The sequence below is a fragment of the Thermococcus sp. genome, assembly GCF_015523185.1.
Taxonomy (GTDB): domain Archaea; phylum Methanobacteriota_B; class Thermococci; order Thermococcales; family Thermococcaceae; genus Thermococcus.
The window spans coordinates 12,172-31,468 of the sequence record NZ_WAKV01000004.1; the positions used below are offsets into that span (position 1 = coordinate 12,172).

Annotated in this window: 22 protein-coding genes; 15 read left to right on the forward strand and 7 right to left on the reverse strand. The window is 50.4% G+C overall.

What is annotated here, in order from left to right; translation table 11 throughout:
• Positions 1–2 precede the first annotated feature (2 nt).
• Positions 3–317, forward strand: coding sequence for a hypothetical protein (locus F7B33_RS00185; RefSeq protein WP_297072438.1), 315 nt, complete (start codon positions 3–5; stop codon positions 315–317).
• 27 nt (positions 318–344) lie between these two features.
• Positions 345–764, forward strand: coding sequence for a hypothetical protein (locus F7B33_RS00190; RefSeq protein WP_297072440.1), 420 nt, complete (start codon positions 345–347; stop codon positions 762–764).
• Here F7B33_RS00190 and F7B33_RS00195 read toward each other — a convergent pair.
• Positions 723–2,603, reverse strand: a complete 1,881-nt coding sequence (locus F7B33_RS00195) for a threonine--tRNA ligase (protein WP_297072503.1) — start codon at positions 2,601–2,603, stop codon at positions 723–725. The two genes, F7B33_RS00190 and F7B33_RS00195, sit on opposite strands and share 42 nt — an antisense overlap.
• A gap of 111 nt (positions 2,604–2,714) precedes the next feature.
• Here F7B33_RS00195 and F7B33_RS00200 point away from each other — a divergent pair, with 111 nt between their 5' ends.
• From F7B33_RS00200 to F7B33_RS00215, 4 genes are read left to right on the forward strand one after another with little or no spacing between them, the layout of a single operon-like run.
• Positions 2,715–3,308 (forward strand): exosome complex RNA-binding protein Csl4, encoded by a 594-nt coding sequence (locus tag F7B33_RS00200; RefSeq protein ID WP_297063911.1) that lies wholly within the window; start codon positions 2,715–2,717, stop codon positions 3,306–3,308.
• The gene (locus F7B33_RS00205) at positions 3,305–3,934 is read left to right on the forward strand and encodes a DUF2067 family protein (protein ID WP_297072442.1); all 630 of its coding nucleotides are present in this window, start codon (positions 3,305–3,307) and stop codon (positions 3,932–3,934) included. Before F7B33_RS00200 ends, F7B33_RS00205 begins: the two co-directional genes overlap by 4 nt.
• Positions 3,924–4,211 (forward strand): DNA-directed RNA polymerase subunit L, encoded by a 288-nt coding sequence (locus F7B33_RS00210; RefSeq protein ID WP_297063905.1) that lies wholly within the window; start codon positions 3,924–3,926, stop codon positions 4,209–4,211. The genes F7B33_RS00205 and F7B33_RS00210 overlap by 11 nt, the downstream gene beginning before the upstream one ends.
• 5 nt (positions 4,212–4,216) lie before the next feature.
• The gene (locus F7B33_RS00215; RefSeq protein WP_297072445.1) at positions 4,217–4,612 is read left to right on the forward strand and encodes a ribonuclease III family protein; all 396 of its coding nucleotides are present in this window, start codon (positions 4,217–4,219) and stop codon (positions 4,610–4,612) included.
• A 110-nt stretch (positions 4,613–4,722) separates the two neighbouring features.
• Here F7B33_RS00215 and F7B33_RS00220 read toward each other — a convergent pair whose 3' ends face one another.
• Entirely contained in the window at positions 4,723–4,938 is a 216-nt protein-coding gene (locus F7B33_RS00220) for a hypothetical protein (protein ID WP_297063900.1), read from the reverse strand.
• A 425-nt stretch (positions 4,939–5,363) separates the two neighbouring features.
• Positions 5,364–6,170 (reverse strand): sugar phosphate isomerase/epimerase, encoded by an 807-nt coding sequence (locus F7B33_RS00225; protein WP_297063895.1) that lies wholly within the window; start codon positions 6,168–6,170, stop codon positions 5,364–5,366.
• A 91-nt stretch (positions 6,171–6,261) separates the two neighbouring features.
• On the opposite strand from F7B33_RS00225, the gene sppA reads away from it, so the two are divergent.
• From sppA to F7B33_RS00240, 3 genes are read left to right on the forward strand one after another with little or no spacing between them, the layout of a single operon-like run.
• Positions 6,262–7,251, forward strand: coding sequence for a signal peptide peptidase SppA (gene sppA / locus F7B33_RS00230; RefSeq protein ID WP_297063892.1), 990 nt, complete (start codon positions 6,262–6,264; stop codon positions 7,249–7,251).
• Positions 7,252–7,728 (forward strand): PH1570 family protein, encoded by a 477-nt coding sequence (locus tag F7B33_RS00235; protein ID WP_297072447.1) that lies wholly within the window; start codon positions 7,252–7,254, stop codon positions 7,726–7,728.
• Entirely contained in the window at positions 7,718–8,722 is a 1,005-nt protein-coding gene (locus F7B33_RS00240; RefSeq protein WP_297063887.1) for an AI-2E family transporter, read from the forward strand. Before F7B33_RS00235 ends, F7B33_RS00240 begins: the two co-directional genes overlap by 11 nt.
• On the opposite strand, the gene folP is transcribed toward F7B33_RS00240, so the two are convergent.
• A complete protein-coding gene (gene folP, locus F7B33_RS00245; protein WP_297072451.1) occupies positions 8,700–9,518 on the reverse strand; it encodes a dihydropteroate synthase in 819 nt (272 codons plus the stop codon). The genes F7B33_RS00240 and folP overlap by 23 nt on opposite strands.
• A gap of 57 nt (positions 9,519–9,575) precedes the next feature.
• Here folP and F7B33_RS00250 point away from each other — a divergent pair, with 57 nt between their 5' ends.
• From F7B33_RS00250 to F7B33_RS00270, 5 genes are all read left to right on the forward strand, one after another.
• The gene (locus F7B33_RS00250; protein ID WP_297062150.1) at positions 9,576–10,544 is read left to right on the forward strand and encodes a beta-ribofuranosylaminobenzene 5'-phosphate synthase family protein; all 969 of its coding nucleotides are present in this window, start codon (positions 9,576–9,578) and stop codon (positions 10,542–10,544) included.
• Positions 10,541–11,332: an N-glycosylase/DNA lyase gene (locus F7B33_RS00255; RefSeq protein WP_297072453.1), complete on the forward strand. Its 792-nt coding sequence runs from the start codon at positions 10,541–10,543 to the stop codon at positions 11,330–11,332. The genes F7B33_RS00250 and F7B33_RS00255 overlap by 4 nt, the downstream gene beginning before the upstream one ends.
• Before the next feature lie 64 nt (positions 11,333–11,396).
• Positions 11,397–12,287 carry an ABC transporter permease subunit gene (locus F7B33_RS00260; protein ID WP_297062139.1) on the forward strand — a complete coding sequence of 297 codons (891 nt, stop codon included), beginning with the start codon at positions 11,397–11,399 and terminating at the stop codon, positions 12,285–12,287.
• 5 nt (positions 12,288–12,292) lie between these two features.
• The gene (locus F7B33_RS00265) at positions 12,293–13,210 is read left to right on the forward strand and encodes an ABC transporter ATP-binding protein (RefSeq protein WP_297072506.1); all 918 of its coding nucleotides are present in this window, start codon (positions 12,293–12,295) and stop codon (positions 13,208–13,210) included.
• 82 nt (positions 13,211–13,292) lie between these two features.
• Positions 13,293–13,880, forward strand: coding sequence for a hypothetical protein (locus tag F7B33_RS00270; protein ID WP_297062137.1), 588 nt, complete (start codon positions 13,293–13,295; stop codon positions 13,878–13,880).
• On the opposite strand, the gene F7B33_RS00275 is transcribed toward F7B33_RS00270, so the two are convergent.
• Positions 13,870–15,135: a UbiD family decarboxylase gene (locus tag F7B33_RS00275; RefSeq protein WP_297062135.1), complete on the reverse strand. Its 1,266-nt coding sequence runs from the start codon at positions 15,133–15,135 to the stop codon at positions 13,870–13,872. The two genes, F7B33_RS00270 and F7B33_RS00275, sit on opposite strands and share 11 nt — an antisense overlap.
• Before the next feature lie 73 nt (positions 15,136–15,208).
• Here F7B33_RS00275 and F7B33_RS00280 point away from each other — a divergent pair, with 73 nt between their 5' ends.
• Positions 15,209–16,588 (forward strand): DEAD/DEAH box helicase, encoded by a 1,380-nt coding sequence (locus F7B33_RS00280; protein WP_297062147.1) that lies wholly within the window; start codon positions 15,209–15,211, stop codon positions 16,586–16,588.
• Here the strand turns inward: F7B33_RS00280 and truA are convergent.
• Positions 16,544–17,347, reverse strand: coding sequence for a tRNA pseudouridine(38-40) synthase TruA (gene truA, locus F7B33_RS00285; protein ID WP_297072455.1), 804 nt, complete (start codon positions 17,345–17,347; stop codon positions 16,544–16,546). The two genes, F7B33_RS00280 and truA, sit on opposite strands and share 45 nt — an antisense overlap.
• A gap of 239 nt (positions 17,348–17,586) precedes the next feature.
• Complete coding sequence (gene pheT, locus F7B33_RS00290) at positions 17,587–19,293, reverse strand: phenylalanine--tRNA ligase subunit beta (RefSeq protein ID WP_297062133.1); 1,707 nt, start codon at positions 19,291–19,293, stop codon at positions 17,587–17,589.
• Positions 19,294–19,297 lie beyond the last annotated feature (4 nt).

Here is a 19,297-nt window from a genome sequence, read left to right on the forward strand (position 1 = left end):
GAATGAAGACACTTCTCGATGTTTTTCCTCTCTCAGCAATGAAGGGGTCAACCGTTTCCGTAATTTTTGACACCTACTCCTCAGCTTGGCAAATTCTATTTCTCTTTCTTAGAAAAGCTATTGAGGAGGGCTACTTTACGGTTATTTCAAACTACAGCGTTCCCCTTAAAAGCCTCCTCCACAGGTGCAACAGCGTGGGTATGAACGCGGAGGAAGCACTCCAAAGTTCTAGGCTTGCCATAATAGATGTCTTCGGCTCCAGGTATTCACCCCTAAGGCTTGATATGGAGAACGTCTTCTACCTCGACAAGGTTTAACCAGAAACGATAAACCCGAAGATAGACATGATTTACTGCGGACCTCTCAAGGAGAGCTTAACTTCCAAGAACGCCATCAGAATGATTTACACACTTGACGGGGCCTCCCTAATGCTCGGGGAGGAGCAGACCATAAAGCTCCTCAACCAGACAATAGCCCAAAAGAGCATCCGCTTTCCGGAATCAATTCTTCTCCTGCCACTTAACGCCGACATGGTCTCCAAGAGGTTCGTTGCATGGGTTTCAAACATAAGCGATTATGTTCTACTGGCAAAGTCAGAAATAAGGGATAACAACGTCAAAGAGCTTCTCTACTTCCTGAAGGCACCCTACCCGGACTTCGAGCCGATGATATACTCTCTCAAAGTAAGCAGGGGAAGGGAGAAAATAGTGTTAAAAGAGATATCAACCCCTGAACTTTGGCCTCCTGCTGAGGAGAAGCGGTAGGGGCCTCGGCTTGTATGGGAAGCCCTCGGTCTTCCTCTTTATCTCCCTGATGAGGTCCTCCAGTTGCATCTCAACTTGCTTGCCGTCCTCCCTTCTCCTGACGGTTACAGTGTTCTGCTCCTTCTCGTTCTTGCCGACGACGACTATGTAGGGAATCCACTCCTTCTCCGCCTTCCTTATCTTCTTGTTGAGCCTGTCGCCAGTATCGTCAACGTCAACCCTTATCTTAGCTCCTTCAAGCTTTCCTGCAACGTAGAGGGCGTAGTCCATGACTTCATCGCTTACCGGAATGACGCGGACCTGTATCGGGCTGAGCCAGAGCGGGAACATCGGCTTTTGGCCTTTCGCTTGAAGTTTTGCCTGCTTCTCAAGGATTGCATACATGACGCGCTCAATAGCTCCGCTCGGGGAGCAGTGGAGTATGAGCGGGTAGCGCTCCTTGCCTTCTTCATCGTAGTAGGTTATTCCAAACCTCTCCGCGTTCTCCACGTCTATCTGCACCGTGCTCAAAGCGGCCGCCTTGTCGAGGTTGTCAACGAAGTTGAACTCGAACTTGAGGATGAAGTAGAAGAACCTCTGGTCCCACATCTCTATCAGGACGGGCTTGCCTATTATCTTTGCCAGCTCGACTATGAAGTCCTTGTTTTCCTCCCAGAAGTCCCTTGTAAAGCGTATGGCCACCTCGTAGTCCTCTGGCGTAAGGCCAACGCCCCTGAGGACCTCCATGCTGAGCTTGTACTGCTTCTTGAACTCGTCCATCGCCTGCTGGAGGTCCTTGGCAACGGTGTGCATGTCCGGCATCGTGAAGGCCCTGAGCCTTCTCAAGCCTGAAAGCTCGCCGCTCTTCTCTCTCCTAAAGGAGTATCTAGTTAGCTCGTACATCCTCAGTGGGAGGTTGCGGTAGCTTATGATTGCGTCCTTCTTGATGAGGAACTGGCCGAAACATGCCGCGAAGCGGAGGAAGAACTTCTTGTCACCGCTTTTAACTATGTACTGTCTCGCAGGGAAGCGGTTGAGGTACTTCTCAAGGGCAGGGTGCTCGAAGTCATACATGATTGGCGTTTCCACTTCCATGGCACCGTATTCAACAACCTTCTCGGTAACGTACTGCTCAAGGAGGCCCTTGATGAGTCTTCCCTTGGGATAATACCTAAGGTTTCCCCCGTCACTTCCCGGTTCGTAATCAACGAGCTCGTGCTCAAGCATGAGCTTAACGTGCGGAGGTTCTCTGTCAGCTATCCTGTTTTTGGCTATCTCGTAGTTGACGAACTTCCTCAGGTTTTCATAACCGGTGAAGTCGAACTTGTCAACATCTATAAGCTCGCCTTCGGGTGTGAGGATATACCAGTAGCTGACTAGCTCCTTCTCCTCCTTTTCAAGGGCTATATTGCGCTCCTCCTTCGAAACGCCTTCCTCCGGGACTATCGTCCTGCTGAGCTCGGCCAGTGGGTGGCCTTTACAGCTGAGCTTGAATGCCTTGTAGTAGCCAAACGGGGCGCGCTTGACTTCATAGTCCCTCTCTTTAAGCTTCTCCTCGATTTTCTTGAGCACCTCAAGGGCTATTTCAGGCTTTGCCAGTTCGCTACTCAGATGGGCAAAGGGGTAAACGAAGACCCTCTCTGCCTTTACCTGTTTTGCGACCTCTTCGATTTCCTTCACAGCCTTCTCGACGACATCATCTGGGTTTGCCTCATCAACCTTCTCGACGCTTATGAAGACCGCAAGTACCTCATCGAGCCTGCCCTTCTTCTGCTCCTCGCTTATCGGCTCGGGGTTCTTGAGGGCTTTGTCCCTGACCTCGTACTCAAGGTAGTCCGCGTGTATCAGAAGCATTCTCATTCCTACCACCACCTCTCCATCGCTTCGAATTACTAAAACTTTTTCCTTCCGCCTATAAACGTTGGGGAACGCTTAAAAAGAGGGGGTAGGAAAATCTTCGGAGGTGAGGGAATGGAGGATAAGAAGGTTAAGAACGGTGACCTCGTACTTCCGGGAGATTATCTCGGCGTCATAGAGGAGTTCATGCCCGGCGAAGGCGTCAGAGAGGAGAACGGCGAACTCTACGCAACGAGAGCTGGTAAGGTCAGAATCAATCCAGAGAAAATGGAGATAAGCGTCGAGCCCGTAACCGATACTCCCCCCCTCCCGAAGGTTGGCGACGTGGTCCTCGCGAGGGTCATAGAGGTCAAGCCTCAAGCTGTGATAGTCCAGCTCCTCCAGATAGAGGGTCGCGAAAACGACAGGGAAATAGCGACCTCAAAGCTCGCCGGAATCCACATTTCCCAGATAAAGGAGGGCTTTGTCGAGGACATAACCAAGGAGTTCAAGATTGGGGACATAGTGAGGGCAAAGGTCATAGCCAACGAAAAGAGCCCGATACAGCTCACAACAAAGGATAAAGACCTTGGCGTCGTTTACGCCCTCTGCTCCCGCTGTAGGACACCCCTCATAAGGCGCGGGGACAAGCTAATCTGTCCGCGCTGTGGAAACGTTGAGACGAGAAAGCTCTCGCCATACTATAGAAAGCTGAAGGTGTCTCTATGAGGGCCAAGAAGGTAATAACGATTCACGTGAAGGACGACGTTGAAAAGGAGGAGTTCATGAAGGAACTCCAGAGACTTCGCCTGCCGGCTTTCATCTACGTCCACGGAAAGCTAAACTCCCTTAAAATCAACGTTCAGGGCACGAAGGACGACATCAGGGAGGCAATACGGAAAATAAGGGAAATCCACAACCGCGTAAGGACCAAGCTCTACCCGGACAAGCGCGGTCTATACCACTACACGATTGACGACCTCCTCCGAGAGGCCAGAACAAGCGTTTCAACCCCCATAATAATCAAAACTCTTGAACTCCTCGGCGAAAAGGTTGAACTCAGCGGAGATGAGCTCGTAACATCCCTTCCATGGAGCGAGGCCGTTGAACTCGTTGAAAGGCTTGGAGATGCCCTCTCGGAGATAGCGCTCCAGACGACGAGACAGATTAGGGAAGTGGCAGTTCCGGTTAGCGTTGCCTTTAACGTTCCACCTGAGGAAGTCTTGGAGAAACTCGTTGAGCTGGGTCTAGCCGAGTGGAAGGAGGATAAGTTTAAATACGAGCTCATTAAGAACAAGGAGCAGGCCCTAGAAGAGCTGTTGAAAGCCTTGACGGGTGATGCTGATGAGGATTGAGGTAATAAAGCGCGAGGAAAACCTGCTGGAATTTTACCTCGAAGGAGAGGACCACACCTTCGCCAACCTGCTCAATGAAGTCCTCCACGAGAACAAGCACGTTAAGTTCGCCGGCTACACAATCGAGCACCCTATTCTCATGGCCAGAAAGCCGAGGTTTAAAGTCGTAACCGACGGGAAGGTTACACCGGAGAAGGCCCTTGAGGAGGCCGCCCAGAAGGTATTCGATAGGGCCAGGGTTCTTCTTGATGCATGGAAGAATGCCCTCGAAGGGTGAAACCCTTGGCCTCTTTTTCTTACTCCAAAGATTTTACCGATAAGGGATTGGCCAAGTTTGGTGATTCTCTCCTCAACTTCGTGTTTTCCCTGGCCCTGAGCGAGTATTTGGGCAGACCCACTGGAGAGAGGGTTCCGAACGCTTCTCTGGCCATGGCCCTTGAGATGTCGGGATTGAGAAAGCTAGCCCCCCCAAGGAGCGACAAGCACGCGAGGGGGGATGTGGCAGAGGCTATTCTAGCTTACGCCTGGCTTGAGGGCGTTATAACTATGGAAGAGGCAGTTCAAATCATCAGGGAGAACCTAACTGAGGACGTAACCCACTTCACACGGAAAAAGGAGGCAATAGGAAAGGCCCTGGCCGTCCTTTACAGGGAGATAGGGAAGAGGATAGGAGTTTAAGTTATCTTCGGCGGTCTCATCATCTCCGGGAGGTCACGCTAGAGCTAGAGGACGGTTATCATGTAGTGGGAAAATAGAACAGGAATTAACCAGTTCTAAAGGCCGAAGCGCTAGACCAGACCGATGGGAACAACGCGAGGATATAGGATTTTGAGAAGATAGAACAGCTCTCTCGTTTTCTTGCCGAGCAGAATTTCTTCCCTTGAGAGCACGATGAGGAGTTCATGGAACAGTAAATAACCCCAAATGAGCAAAAACAGCTGGCTGTTCTTAACCGAAAGGATGACGGCGAGATAGTAGAGGAGAACATCCCCGATTGAAAGCAACGCAATGAATATCGCCAGAGATACCTTTGGACTAAATCCAGCTTTGGTATAGGGTTGCTCATAATAGTAATCGGGCTTTGTCCTAAGTTTTGGGGCTTTCCAATGTATTCGGCCGAAAACATCGAGGATATTAGGTAAGTAAAAACCCCCAATAAACGATGAAAGGTACTAAAAAATCGTATTCAATCCCCGTAGTCCCGAACAGAAAAGTTTTCGGAGAATATTAAAACCGCCAACGTCCAGTGGAACGGAAAAGGAGTTTGATTTAATCTTTTCCACGATGACCCCCATGCTGACGGAGAGCGAGCCGTACAGGAAGGGAAGTACCGCCAACGATGTCACGATTTCACCCCGAAAACAAAGTGAGAGAGTAATATAAATACTTTTCTTAATTAGAATACAAGCAAGCTGAGAAAAGGTAAAATTCAGAGGCTCGTGAGCAACTCGATTAGTCCCTGTTTGCTCGGTATCTTGGCGAACTTGTCGGCGTCCTTCACCTTCAGGAGTAGAGGAACATCGCCAAAGAGCTTGAGAACCTTTCCAAAGGGTATGCTTCCCTCCCCCGGAAGGAGGTGGAGGTCACCGACGCCATAAGCTAAAGCGTCCTCGGGTTCGACCTGCGGGAAGAGCTTTCCGAAGTTGTCGTGTATCATGAGGATTATCGTCTTGTCTGTGCCGAGCTTAACATCTTCAAGCAGTTTTTCCTCGTTGCCCTGGGCGCTGAGGAAGGCATGGGCGACGTCGAGGGCGAAGCCGACGTTGTCCCTCTGGACGTTGTCAACAACGTAGAGGGTGTCCTTAACACTGAAGGTGTTTTCGAGGGCTATCTTTATGCCGAATGGAGCCACCATGTCCGCCAGCTGCTGTATAGCCTCTATCTCGAGGTCAAGCCTTCCCGTCCTTCCGCTCTGCATGACGATGACCTTGGCGCCGAGCTTTATCGCCACGTCTGCAACTGCTTTGGCAACGCGGAAGTGCCTGGTGTAGTAGATGTGGTCACGCAGGTTCACTGAGGTTGGCATCCTGACGATGTAGTTTATCCCAACGCCCCTGAGGGCCGTCTCTATGTTCCTCAGGCTTTTCTCAACTACCACACCGTTCTTGATTAGCCCAAGCGTATGGGGGAATATCGAGACGAAGTCGTAGTCCTTTATCTTGACGTCCGCGAGGATTGAAGCTAGGCTCTTGTCCTTTGTAACGAAGTGGGGATAGATGGTTACCCCAATCTCCATGCAATCACCTGGCGGAATTTGGCAGGAGGATATAAAAAGCTTAGCGGGGTAAGTTTAAAAGCCAACAAGGAAAGGTGTCTAAGGTGAGAGAATGAGGGAAAACCTCTGGAAGTACGTATCAGTGGTTCTTGTTCTCCTGCTCGCCCTCTCGACAGTGGCAATCGTTGTACTCTACAAGGCGATTTCACCGGCGGTCGTTTCGCCCAATAATACAGCGCCTGCCGTCGTTGAGACCCCAGTAAACCTCACCTGCAATGGAACGTCAAGCTACCAGATAAACCAGCTCAAAGAGGAAGTCGCTTATCTGCGCTCCCTCATTAACAAAACGGGAGGAAAAACAATAGCGGTCGTCCCCATTTTTGGGATAATAGATGATTACACAGCCCTCGAAGTAATACCCCTTCTCAGGAGAATATCCACAAATGGCTCCATCGGGGGCGTTCTTCTCTGGATTGAGAGCCCAGGCGGGGAAGTTGGACCTGTGATGGAAATATACTCTACCGTCAAGAAACTTTCACTAGTAAAGCCTGTAGTGGCCTACTCCGGTGGCATAATGGCTTCTGGAGGTTATTACATAGCCAACGGTGCCGACAAAATCGTGGCAAGTCCGCTCGCCGAGGTGGGAAGCATTGGGGTAATATACGTCCACTACGACCTGCAGGAGAACTACCAGAGGAACGGAATTAAGGTGGAAGTCTTCAAAACCGGCCCTTACAAGGACATGGGGGCCGAGTGGAGGGACCTAACCCCCGAGGAGAAGAAGATAATAACCAACATGGTGAACACGTACTTCCAGGCGTTCCTCCAGGCCGTGAGCGAGGGCAGGAACATGAGCATCTCTCAGGTTAAGAAGTTCGCCAGTGGGAGAACGTGGTTCGCCGAGAACGTTACTGGAGCTCTGGTGGACGAAACAGGGGGTATTGATACCGCTATTTCCGTTCTCGAAAGGTTAATGAATGTTACAGGTGCAAAGGTGGTCATATACAAGAACCTTGAAACTCCAAGCGACTTTGAGGTGGTGGGGAGCAAGGCACTCTACCTCGACCCGAGCTACATTACTCCCTATCTGGGAGGTGATTGAATGCTCTGCGAGGAGAAGCTCGAGGTGTTTGAGAACGGTTTCGATGACGGGAAGTTCAAACTCAGGATTGAGTTCTACGGAAAGGACGCCAGGAGACTTCTCCTCGCTGTGATAAGGGAGCTCTACCTTCCAGACTACGGCGAGGACTACATATATCCCTTCGAGTGCGCCAAAGACTTTTGGGGCATTTACCTTGACCCGTCTGAGATAATTGCAGAGGAGTCCAATTTTAGCCCAATAAAGTTCGTTAACAAAAGCATCATCAACAGGCTGGAGAAGGCGCTCGATGAAATAGCTCCGGACGAAATTAAAGACAGAATCAACTTGGAAGAAGCGGAAATAGTGAAGCTCAAGAAAACCCTACTCGCGCTCGGGAAGGACTTTATCCTCGACGAAAGAGGTTACCTCATAGTCTTTAACAAGCCGAGCGCAAGGGGGCTAATCCTAAAATACTTGGGGATGCTGAATGGAACTTGAAACTGCCGTCTGGGTCGGTGTTTCACTGGTGATACTCTATTTAACCTGGCAGACGGTTAGTCCTGTTCTCTCTCCCCTGATAGTGGCAGTTACCCTTACTTATATACTCTATCCACTTCACGAAAGGCTTAGCTCAAAAATCGGCAACCGTTGGTCAGCGCTTCTCCTTACGGGAATACTTACCGTTCTTTCCTTCCTTTTTATTCTTGGCTTCGCACTCTGGATAAACGACGTTAAATATTCCCTAGCAGGGTATGTCAACACATTTTTCAAGTGGCTTCTTGGCCTGAACCTACCCTCTGAAGCGTATGACTTCCTCCAGAGGATTTCCCAGGCCATGACGGACCGTTTCGATGCCTACGTTCTGGGATACACGTACTCCCTTCCAAAGCTCTCCCTTCAGGTAATCGTCATGGTGTTCTCATTTTACGGCGTCCTTGTAAATGCAAAGGCCATAAAAATGGAAGTGTACTCGCTCCTACCTCCTTCAAACCGCGAACTTGCCGTTAAGTTAATCAATCGGGCGGGGGAAACCCTCCATCAGGTCCTCCGTGGATGGCTTCTGGTCAGCGTTGGAAAAGGAATTGCTATGGCCGTCGCCTTCTCGCTCTTTGGAGTGTCTAACGTTGGGGGTTCAATAGCGGCGGGCATACTCACGGCAATCCTTGAGCTCCTTCCCATTGTTGGGGGCTGGATGGTCTGGCTCGGGGCGTCGTTTTACCTGTTTACATCGGGAATGGTAGGACACGCAATAGCCATTTTGCTTTACGGGTTTACTCTTGTCTCCCCCCTTCCGGATTTATTGCTCTCAAAGAGACTTGGCAGAAGGCAGTGGGGCGTAAACGCACTGGTGAGCCTCGTTGGGATATTTGGAGGCTACATTGCCTTTGGATTCGTTGGGATAATAATCGGACCTGTGTCCCTATCTCTTCTCATAACCCTCATAGAAGAGTGGAAGAGGGCAAAGAACACTAAGGAGCAAATCGCCTCATAAAGCTGGCGACCTTAACCGCATCTAGGGTTTCCCGGACGTCGTGGGTTCTCACTATGTTGGCTCCTTTAAACACAGCTATTGCAGTCGCTGAGAGACTTCCTGCCAACCTTTCGGAGGGGTCTTCCTTACCGGTTATTGCCCCTATAAAGGATTTACGGGAAACACCTACTAAAATTGGCCTTCCGAGGGATTTCAAAAGGTTGAGGTTCGCTATCACCCTTGAGTCCCACTCATACCACGGGGGGTAATCCGGTCTGAGAAAACCTATTGCGGGGTCCACTGCGATGTCTTCAACACCGTGCTCCCTGGCTATAACAAGGCTTTCTTGGAGGAAGTCAATCACTGCCCTTATGGGGTTAATGAACTCCCTAACCTCACCGTGGGCGCAAAGAACGACCGGAGCGCTGTATTCGGAGGCGACTTTTGGCATCTCCGGGTCGCCCTTGAAGCCAGTAACGTCGTTGATTATATCCGCTCCGGCCTTCAGAGCTTCTTCGGCGACCCTTGCGCTCGTCGTGTCTATGCTCACCGGAACGTCTACTGCGTCTCTGATGATTTTAACCGCCCAGACGGCCCGCCTTATCTCCTCTTCAAGTGGAATCTGCGTCTCAAGGTAAGGGGCCGTGGACCTGGCACCCACGTCTATGAAGCTTGCTCCCTCTTCAACCATCTTGACGGCCGTTTCAGCTAGGGCCTTTTCGTCGTTCCTTACGCTACCCTTGTAAAAGCTCTCGGGGGAGACGTTTATGACACCCATTATCCTCGGTTCATTGAGCTCAACTCCCGCAAACTTCATGAGGCATCCCCCGAAAAGATTTAGGAACTGGGATAAAAAGACTTCGAGGTGGTGGCCTTGATAATCAGAACGCCAAAGAGGCTTCATCTCGGCCTCATAGACCCAACCGGGAGCCTAGGGAGGCGTTTTGGAAGCCTCGGTGTTGCCCTCGAAGGGGGTTACGAGGTTAAGGTACTTCCCTCGGAGAGGCTTGAGGTTAAAGCCGAAGGGGAGGATAGGAAAACGATAGAGCGAATAGTAGAAATTATGAATTCAGCGTTTGGAACTGGAACCGGCTATTTCATTGAGGTCAGGAAAGCGATTCCAAGGCACATTGGCCTTGGCTCGACAACGCAGTTGAGTTTGGCCGTTGGTACGGGCATAGCGAGGCTCAACAACATTAACGTCTCCATCGAAAAGCTTGCGGGAACACTTGGAAGGGGAAAGAACAGCGGGGCAGGGATTTACGCCTTCGCCTACGGTGGGTTCGTTCTGGACGGCGGAGTCGCGAACGGAGTTCCACCGCTCGTAATAAGGGAGGACTTCCCCGATGAGTGGGCCTTTCTCCTAGTTACACCGGAAGTTAAGCGCGGTCTCAACGAGGAAGAGGAGAAGCCGATAATGGGAAGGACCTTCGGTAGCGTTGAAGTCGCAAAGGAGATAAGCCACCGTATTCTGCTCGGACTGCTTCCAGCTTTGAAGGAGAGGAATATTAAAGGGTTCGGTACACATCTCTCGGCCATACAGAGGCTCGTTGGGAGACACTTCTCGGAGTTCCAGGGAGGAGAGTTCAGGGAAGACGTTAAGCTAATCCTCGACTGGCTGGAAAAGAAGACCTACGGGGCCGGGCAGAGTAGCTGGGGACCGACGGTTTACGGTCTCGTCCTAAAATCGGAGTATGAGGTGCTCTCAGCTGAGATAACCGATTACTTAATGGAACACGGCTTAAAAGTGAAGGTTGAACTCGGAAGGCCGAGGAACAGGGGGGCGGAGATAATAGGGGAGAACGCTTTCCTGGAAAGGCTCATAAGGAGTGTTGCCCAATGACCCTCGACCGCTTTATTCGGATGAACTACAGAGAAAACGAGGAAAAGGTCAAGAGGCTCGTCGAAATCCTAGAGGAGCTTGGCCTTGATTGTGCCCGGACTATCGAAGAGAGGGTGGATTTACAGTTCGACGCGCTGAAGAACCTGCACAAGAACCTAAAGGACGATGAGCTCTTTATTAAACTCGTCATCGCCAATTCGCTCGTCAGTTATCAGCTCACCGGAAAAGGGGAGGACTGGTGGTGGGAGTTTTCTAGGAACTTTTCAGATAACCCGCCAGTGGAAAGCATTGCAAAGGCCTACGCCGGTTTTCTGCCTTCGTCAAAGACGAACCGAAGACTTGTGAGCGGAAAAATCAGAAGGATAGAAAAGGTTGAGCCGTTCCTTAATTCCCTTTCTCTTGATGAGTTGAGGGACTACTATTTCAACGGCATGGAGAGGCTTAGGGACGAACTGGCAAAAGCCCTGAACTCAAAGAGGAGCGCGAAAACCATCGTCTTTGCCGTGAAGATGTTCGGCTACGCGGGGAGAATAGCCTTCGGTGAATTCGTTCCCTACCCGATGGGCATCGAGATTCCCGATGACGTCAGGATAAACGCCTACACCAGACGGTTCACGAACGAGCCCCCTGTGCGCTTCTGGAACAGAATAGCGGAAATGACGGGAATTCCTCCTCTCCACATAGATTCTATACTATGGCCGGTTCTCGGTGGAAAGCCAGAGGTTCTCAGGCGGCTGAGGATGCACTGTTCCAAAGCCGACCTCGTTCTCGAACTTAGGGGACTCTAATTTTATTCCTACTTTTATAACAAAATTTTTATACTTCTTGCCTTAGTTTGCAGGGGTGAATATGATGCTCTGGGGGTTTAAGCTTGAGTTTATGAAGGGAATCCGAACGAAGAAGCTTTGGGCTGTAATGGTGATAATAATCGCTCTGTACGTTCCGGCCTTCTACTACATGAAGCAGGTGAGGGTAACAAACGAACTCGAAGCAATAGCCGGGATAATAAACTTCTCAAGCAAAACCGCCCTCTTCTTCCTTGGAATCCTTGCGATAATCTTTGGGGCGGGGGCAATAAACAAGGAAATTGAGGATGGAACAATTCGGGTAGCCCTCAGCAAGAGCGTGACGAGACTGGGTTATATCGTTGGCAAGTATCTAGGCCACATTGTTGTCTTTGGCGTGGCTCTCCTCATTACAAGCTTTGTAACCTTGGTCGGCCTTCAGTGGGTTGGCGTTTCCGTTTCAAAGATAACCTCTGACGTCTTTTTGCTCAATCTGTTGCTCCTTCTGGTTATGTTGGAGTTCTTGGCGATTGGATACATAATCTCGACCTTCCTCAGGTCATCGGGAACGTCCATTGGCGTCGCACTGGGCGTGTTTTTCCTGCTTTACATATTCATCCCATCGTTTGTGGCGTACAGGATGTCTACCCACATCCCAAGCGACTTAAACGTGATGGAATACAATGAGTATAAGGCAGAATACTACACCAAATACCTCTTTTATTCCCCAAACGCCCAGTTCGTAGTAATACTCGATGCCGTCAACAACTACAAGAAGGTCACCAAAACAGTCGAAATCAATGGGGAGACTCACAAGTTTCCAGAGTACATCGCTGAATACGCAGGAATCAAGAACGCCATAAAGAAGAGGGGCATAAATGTTCTATTGCTGGTTGTAATGACCCTTGTCTACCTCGGCATCGCGACCTGGCGCTTCCTCCGTATGGATTTGAGGTGATGGTGATGATTACGGTTGAGAACCTTGTCAAGACTTACAAAGATGTCAGGGCCTTAGACGGGCTTAACCTCAGAGTTCCAGAGGGAGTGATTTATGGTTTCCTTGGACCAAATGGAGCTGGCAAGAGCACGACAATCCTAAGCCTCCTCGGGTTAGTCTTTCCCCAAAAGGGGAGGATAGAACTCTTTGGTGAAGAAATCTTCAGGGACGGAAAGTTCAACGAGAGCAAACTCGTCAAGGCTAAGACCAGAATCGGCTACATGCCCGAGCATGCTACACTATGGGATTTCTTAACTCCTGTCCAGACCCTCGACATTATCGCTGACGCGTTCAGAATCCCAAAGGCCGAGAAGGAAAGGAGGATTAACGAGCTCCTCGACATGGTTGGGTTGAAGGACGTTAAGAACAAGAAGGTTGGTAAGTTTTCCAAGGGTATGCGCCAGAGGCTTCTCCTCGCTCAGGCGTTAATCAACGACCCAGAACTTTTAATCCTTGATGAGCCCATGACGGGCCTCGACCCAAAGGGTATTGCTGAGTTCAAGGAGATTATAAGGGAGCAGAGGAAGGCTGGTAAAACCGTCTTTTTCTCGAGTCATATTTTGGCCCATGTTGAGGAAGTTTGTGATACAGTGGGGGTGATTGTTAAGGGCAGGCTAATCCTCGAGGACAGTATTGAGAACATCAAGCGCGAGTTCCTTAGGAAGGCCGGTTACACGATTATCGTTGAGACCAATAAGCCAGTTGACTGGAGTTCTGCTAAGTGGAGTGTGACCCCGCTTGGCGAGAATAAGTACCGTGTCGTTTCGGAGGAGGACGTTAGGGAGGAGTTGCACGACTTTGTGGCTTCGCAGGGTGCGAAAATCCTAACAATGCAGGTGAAGGAGCCAAGCCTAGAAGAAATATTCCTGAAACTTGTCGAGTAGCCTATTTTATTTTCAAACTTCTCAATTTTGTTCAGTAAACTTTTTAGGTTTGAATTCAAAATCTCACTGGGTGTTGAACTGAATGCTACTCCCAATGCATATATTCGTGGCTTATCTCATAGGGCTTTGGAGGAACTGGAACCGAAAACTCCTCGGTTTATTCGTAATAGCAAATTCTGCCCCTGACTACAGCTTTATCCAGATGTTGCTCATTGAAGGTGACTTCACCCGAACCTTCTTCAACCACGGCTTTGTTTCCTTCTTTTACATGATACCGTTTGGTTTTCTCGGAATAATTGGAAACGGACTCCACCTAATAGCAGATGTTTTCACTGGTGGAATACCCTTCCTGCCCAACGGTATCTGGTATGGGTTCCCAAGGATTGGATGGCACCTCTGGGGGAAGTTCATACTCGTCCCATGGGAGGTTCCAATAGCGGTTGCCGGAATTTATGCGGTCTACAAACTCGGGTGGGAAAAAGTATCGTATTCACTATTGGCGTTCATTCTGGGATACGGGGTCTTTATAGTGCTAAGCCCGGTGTACCTAATCAGCCCCTATCTCTCAACGGCCTTAAGTTTCCTAGTCCTGTGGTATCTCTATGATAGAATTGAGACGATTGACGTTCTTGAAGCAAAAATTTTGGGAGTGAGAAAAGCTAAAGCCTAGCCCTCTCGAACTCCTCCTTTCTATTGAGAGGTTTCGTCGCGTCAATTCCCCACTTGGCGGTTAAGCTCCTAGTTGCTGAGGGGTCGAGAGAACTCCCCCTGGCGTTTGGAATCACCACGAGGTCTTTATCGGCCTGGAAGCGCGTGGCTATCGCCCACTCTACATCGCGGTCGTCGTAGATGTTTATGTCTTCATCAACTACAACCACGTGCTTCAGGCTTGGATGTCCTGCAAATGCCGCCAAAATCGCGTTCTTGCCGTCACCGTCGTGCTGTTTTGTTATTGAAACGACTGCGTGGAGCCACATCGCTCCTCCCTCGGTTAGGCGAACGCCATGAACCTTCGGAACGACGCGTTTAACGCTCGCGTAAATCTGTGGCTCCTTTGGAAGGCCCATGAGCATAAAGTGTTCGTAGCCTCCAGGGAGAAGGGCATGAAAGACCGGCTCGTCAACGTGATACATTCTCTCGAAAACAACAAGGGGTTGCTTCCTGACGTGGTCGTAGGTGCCTGTTATGTCCACGAAGGGGCCTTCGTTAACGAGCTCTGGAGTTACCTTAGCCTCAAAGACGAACTCGCTCTCGACGGGAACCGGGATACCCCCGAGTTCCACCACATCTATGGGTTTTCCAAAGGAAATCTCGCTAATCTTACTTGCTATCTCAAGCTCGCTTATTCCGTAGGCCGTACTCGTCGCTCCAGCTAAGAGGAGGTGAACGGGATTACCAACGACTATTCTAACATCGAGTTCCTCGCCCCTCTCGGCCTTCTCCTTCCACATTGCGTAGAGGTGCCTTGGGACGAGCCTTATGGCGACTGTCTTCTCATCTCGGACCATCATTCTGTGGAACGACATGTTGACGAAACCGTTCTCGTCTTTAGCTATAACCATCGCCGAAGTGAAATACTGGCCACCGCATTTCGGGTAGTACTTTGGAATCGGGAGCTCAAGGAGAGAAAAATCCTGCGTTGAGTTCTTCAGGAAGGGAGCGTTCTCAACTGTTCTGTAAGGTGACGGATTCTCCATTGCTTCTGTCATTAGATGAATAAGCTCCTCCTTCTTTGTTCTGAGGAAGCCGGCTATTCTCTCCCTCGTGCTCCATATGTTGCCGGCAACCCTCCAGCCGTCCACGTCCGTGAAGAGAACAGGCCGGTCCTTGTATCTGGTTAGGTAGTGGGTAATTTCAAGTTCCTTGTTCACAGGTTTATCTATGACAATCAGGTCATTGAAGGTTTGGAGAATCTCCGCCAGCATGGTATCACCTTAGGCTTTTGTTCCAAAAGGTCTATAAAGCCTTTTTCCAGACCTGCTTTGATTGGCCATGCCCATGGTTGTTCTCAGGATTCCAGATGGCTCGGCACTGGTGAGGATTGAAAAGGCCGAACCCAGCGTCTACTTTAAAATCTACGATTTGCTCAGTTACAAAAAGGATTATGGCAAATGGGAAAAGCCAGAAAGCCTCTATGACCCCTATGAAAAGACCTTTCCAGTAGGGTTGTTGCCCAGGGTCAAAAAATTCCTCAACAGCAAAGGCTACCGGGTGAGGGTGAAGGATGAAAGGCAGGTTCGCGGTGTTAAGCTAAACTCGAGCTGGAACGAGAACTACGAACTCAGGCGGTATCAGAGGCGAGCAGTGAAAAAAGCCCTCAAAGAAAAAATGGGTGTTCTTGCCCTCCCTGTTGGGAGCGGAAAGACCGTTGTTGGACTGAGGGTTATTCACGAACTCGACCTCTCGACCCTTATAGTGGTCCACACAAAGGAGCTACTCTACCAGTGGGCCGAGAAGGTTGAGGAACTGCTCGGCGTTAAGGCTGGAATTGTTGGTGACAACAAGTGGAACGAGGAAAACGTAACCGTCGCGATGATACAGACGCTCCTGTCAAGGGGTGTTGATAAGCTGAAGAACGACTACGCCGTGGTCATGTTCGACGAGTGCCACAGGACTTCTGCGGCGGAGAAGTTCTACCAGCTGGGAATTTCACTCCCACAGGTCTACCGCTTCGGCCTCTCGGCAACACCATGGAGAAGGGTTAGAGGGGAGGAAATAAAGATTGAGGCCGTTGTTGGCCCGGTAATCTACGAGGTAAAGGCCGAAGATCTTATCAGGGAGGGCTTCCTCGCAAAACCCCGCTTTGAAGTGATAACCTACGAGTCGAGCATGCCGTCCTTCAGCGAGCGCTACAAGGAACTCTATGAAGATGTTGTCATGAACAACGACGAGAGGAACAGGGCGATAGTCCTGAAGGCAAAAGAGCTCGTTGGAAAGGGCCACCGCGTCCTCATAGACGTGAAGCGCATCGAACACGGCAGAATTTTGAAGGAAATGCTCGAGAAGGAGGGAATTCGAGCGGAGTTCCTGAGTTCAAAGAGCCCCAACAGGTGGGAAATCCTGGAGGCCTTCAAGAATGGCGAAATTCCGGTTCTGATTTCGACGCTTCTCAAGGAAGGCGTGGATATACCAGAGATTTCTGCAATAATCCTCGCGGGCGGGGGGAAGAGTGACATAATGACGATACAGACCATAGGCAGGGCGCTGAGGCCGAAAAGGGGCATGAGGGCGGTTATAGTTGACGTTGCAGACGACGACCCGCTCCTCTACACGCACTTTATAGAGAGGCAGAAGGCTCTAAAGCAGTACTACGGCAAATACTACGACAAGGAATCAAAGCTCAACGAGACAGTCTCCAAAAAGCGCCGCTCTGGTTAAAGCCCTTGAGTAGCGCTCAAAGAGGTCTCTTTTGGCTTTGGCAAGGCCCCTCTCATCGGTTTTGAATTCAATCCCGGGATACTCTATGTGCCACAGCACTAGATTCTCAGGAGGGGCAGGAGGGACTTTCTTCTTGTAATTCCCGGATAGCATCTTACGGATTTCCTCCGGTTCGAGGAGTCCGAGCCCGCAGAATCGGAGCGCGTTGACGATTCTCCTCACCATCTCCCAGAGGAAGCTTTTGCCGGTAACCTCTATGAGGTAGTAACCCTTCCGCGGAAGAACCCGGAGCGAGTTCACTTCCCTCACAGGGTCCCTCCCCGGTTCGAGCCTCGCGAAGGCCGAGAAATCGTGGGTTCCCTCGAAGAGCCGGGCACACTCAAGAACCCTCTCAAGGTCGAAGCCCTCGTTAACAAGGTAATAGCGGTAGGTCTTTGACCTTGCCCAGAACCGGGGGTGGAAGTCATCGGGGACTTCGGAAACACCGAGGACCCACGTATCTCGTAGGTGGTGGTTTAAAACCTCCGGTCTGACCAAATCGGCCCGCTCACTTGGAATAAACGAAACAACGTTGAAGAAGGCTGAGACCCCCCTGTCTGTTCGGGAGGCGCCCTTGAAGTCGTTCTCCTCGGGGCTTTCAATTATTTTAAGCTTTTTCAAAACGCGAATTAGCTCATCCTCAACTGTCCTCAAGTTCGGTTGCCTCTGGAATCCGTAGAAGGCGGTTCCATCGTACGCTATCCTGAGGGCAAGCTTCATGGTTGGCGCTTTGATGTGGAGTATAAAAAACCTTCCCTGAATATTCGCCAACTTTTTTGGTCTTTGTAAAGCCGAAAATCGAACATGGTACAAGATATTTTGCAAAATGTTGATAAACACTGCCGAAAACATAAACACGGAGGTGAGAAAATGGAGGGAGTGTTCGACGTGGAGGTGCTCATAAGCGTCGTGAACTTTGAGCTTATGTGCATCGGTTTGGAGAAAAGGGCAAAAGAGGATTAAAGATACGGCTCGGTATAGAGTGGCCTTAAAAACACCTCAAAGCCCGCAACGGGCATCTCAATCCCCCACTTTTCTAAAACAACCGGGTGCACCTCCCCGATGACGCCGATTGTTTCTCCGTTGACGATTATCTTCCCAGCCCTTCCGGGGATAAAGCTCGGGTGCTCGATTTCCTCCAGCTCGTAGGTGAAGCCGAGGTGGCACATCACGCTGTCAAGGATTTCCTTAGCATCGGTAAAGGTAATCCTTGCCTGAGCCAGAACAACGGCAAGCTTGCTCTCGCTCACCGTTTTGGTTTCCCTGCTCTCATCTATAAGCGTTGCCTTTCCAACCTCGAAGAGCCTCTGCGGGTATTCCTCGTGGGTGTTCTGACTCAGGAAGTCGAGTAAACTTGGCAGGAGCCAGTTCCTGAGGGCGGACCACTTCGGGCTTATCGGGTTTTCAATCTCGACGAGTTCCGCCGGCGGGTTGTTGAAGTAGTCCTTTCCGTATTCCAAGTTCATCTTTTCATATTGGGCCTCCCTGTTGGTGAGGTTGAAAGTCATGACCTCCTGAAGGCCAAAGCCCACCATGAGTTCTCTCACGGCATCTTCAAACTCGACGAACTTGTCACCCTTTCCTTGGACGGCAAGCTTCGGCTCCTCGGGCTCAATCTCGTTGTAGCCGTAGGCTATGAGAACGTCCTCCAAAACGTCCCTCGCGTGCATTATGTCGTCGCGGAAGGCTGGATAGAGTAGCTTTGCCTTTCCGCCTTCAAGCTTAACCTCGTACATCATCCTCTCAAGGAGGTCCTTGATTTTCTCATTGCTCAGCTCAAGGCCGGAGAGCTTCCTTATGTAGTCCAGTTCAACCTCGAAGGGCTTTGGGGTTAAATCAGGCGTCTCAATTTCAAAGTCCGGATAAACGACCTTCACGCTCTTGATTTTCCCACCGCGCTCCGCGAGAGCCGTTACCACGACGTTCAAAGCCAACATGACCTTGTTCAAATCCCATCCCGTAACGTCAACGAAAACATTCCGGGTTTCAGTCGTTACCCTGCCAGTCACCTCGGAGTTGATAATCGGCGGCATGGAGAGGACTTTGCCTTCACTGTCAACGAGGAGTGGGTAGTAGGGCCTGTCCTTTATCAGGTGCCCGTACTCTTTCCCCTTCTCGTGTTTCTCAAGGATTTCCTCCAGAGTTAACTCCTCGGTGAGGCCGAGGGGTATGAATTTTTCGGTCTTTTTCGCTGCCCTGTAATAAACCGGTGGCTTCACTTTGTCGAAGTCAAAGATGCCAATCGCCACCTCCCTCCTCCGCCTTCCAAAGGTTAAGGCAACTTTCTCCTGGAGGTTTATCATCTGCTTAAGGGCCTCTTCATCGAGGTGAAGGCCTTCAACTATAGCATAGACACCGTAGGGTCTTATCTCCTTCAGCTTCTCGTCAACGTAAACCACAACGTCGCTCTTTTCCACTTCGTATTTCGGCAGGCCCCTCTCAATTCCGAGCGCCCACTTTATCTGCCTTGCTATTCCCTCGGCGCTCCACAGGTCTGGCCTGTTGGTGTCCTTGGAGTCTGCCTTGAAGTAGGTTTCACCGTTCTCCTCCCAGACGTCGTCGAGCTCGCATTTCGCGTATAGGAAGAGGTCCTCCCACTCCTCGACTGTGAAGCTCCTCCCGATGAGCCTCTCAAGATCGGACTTTGAAACATCAAACTTCGGCATCTCT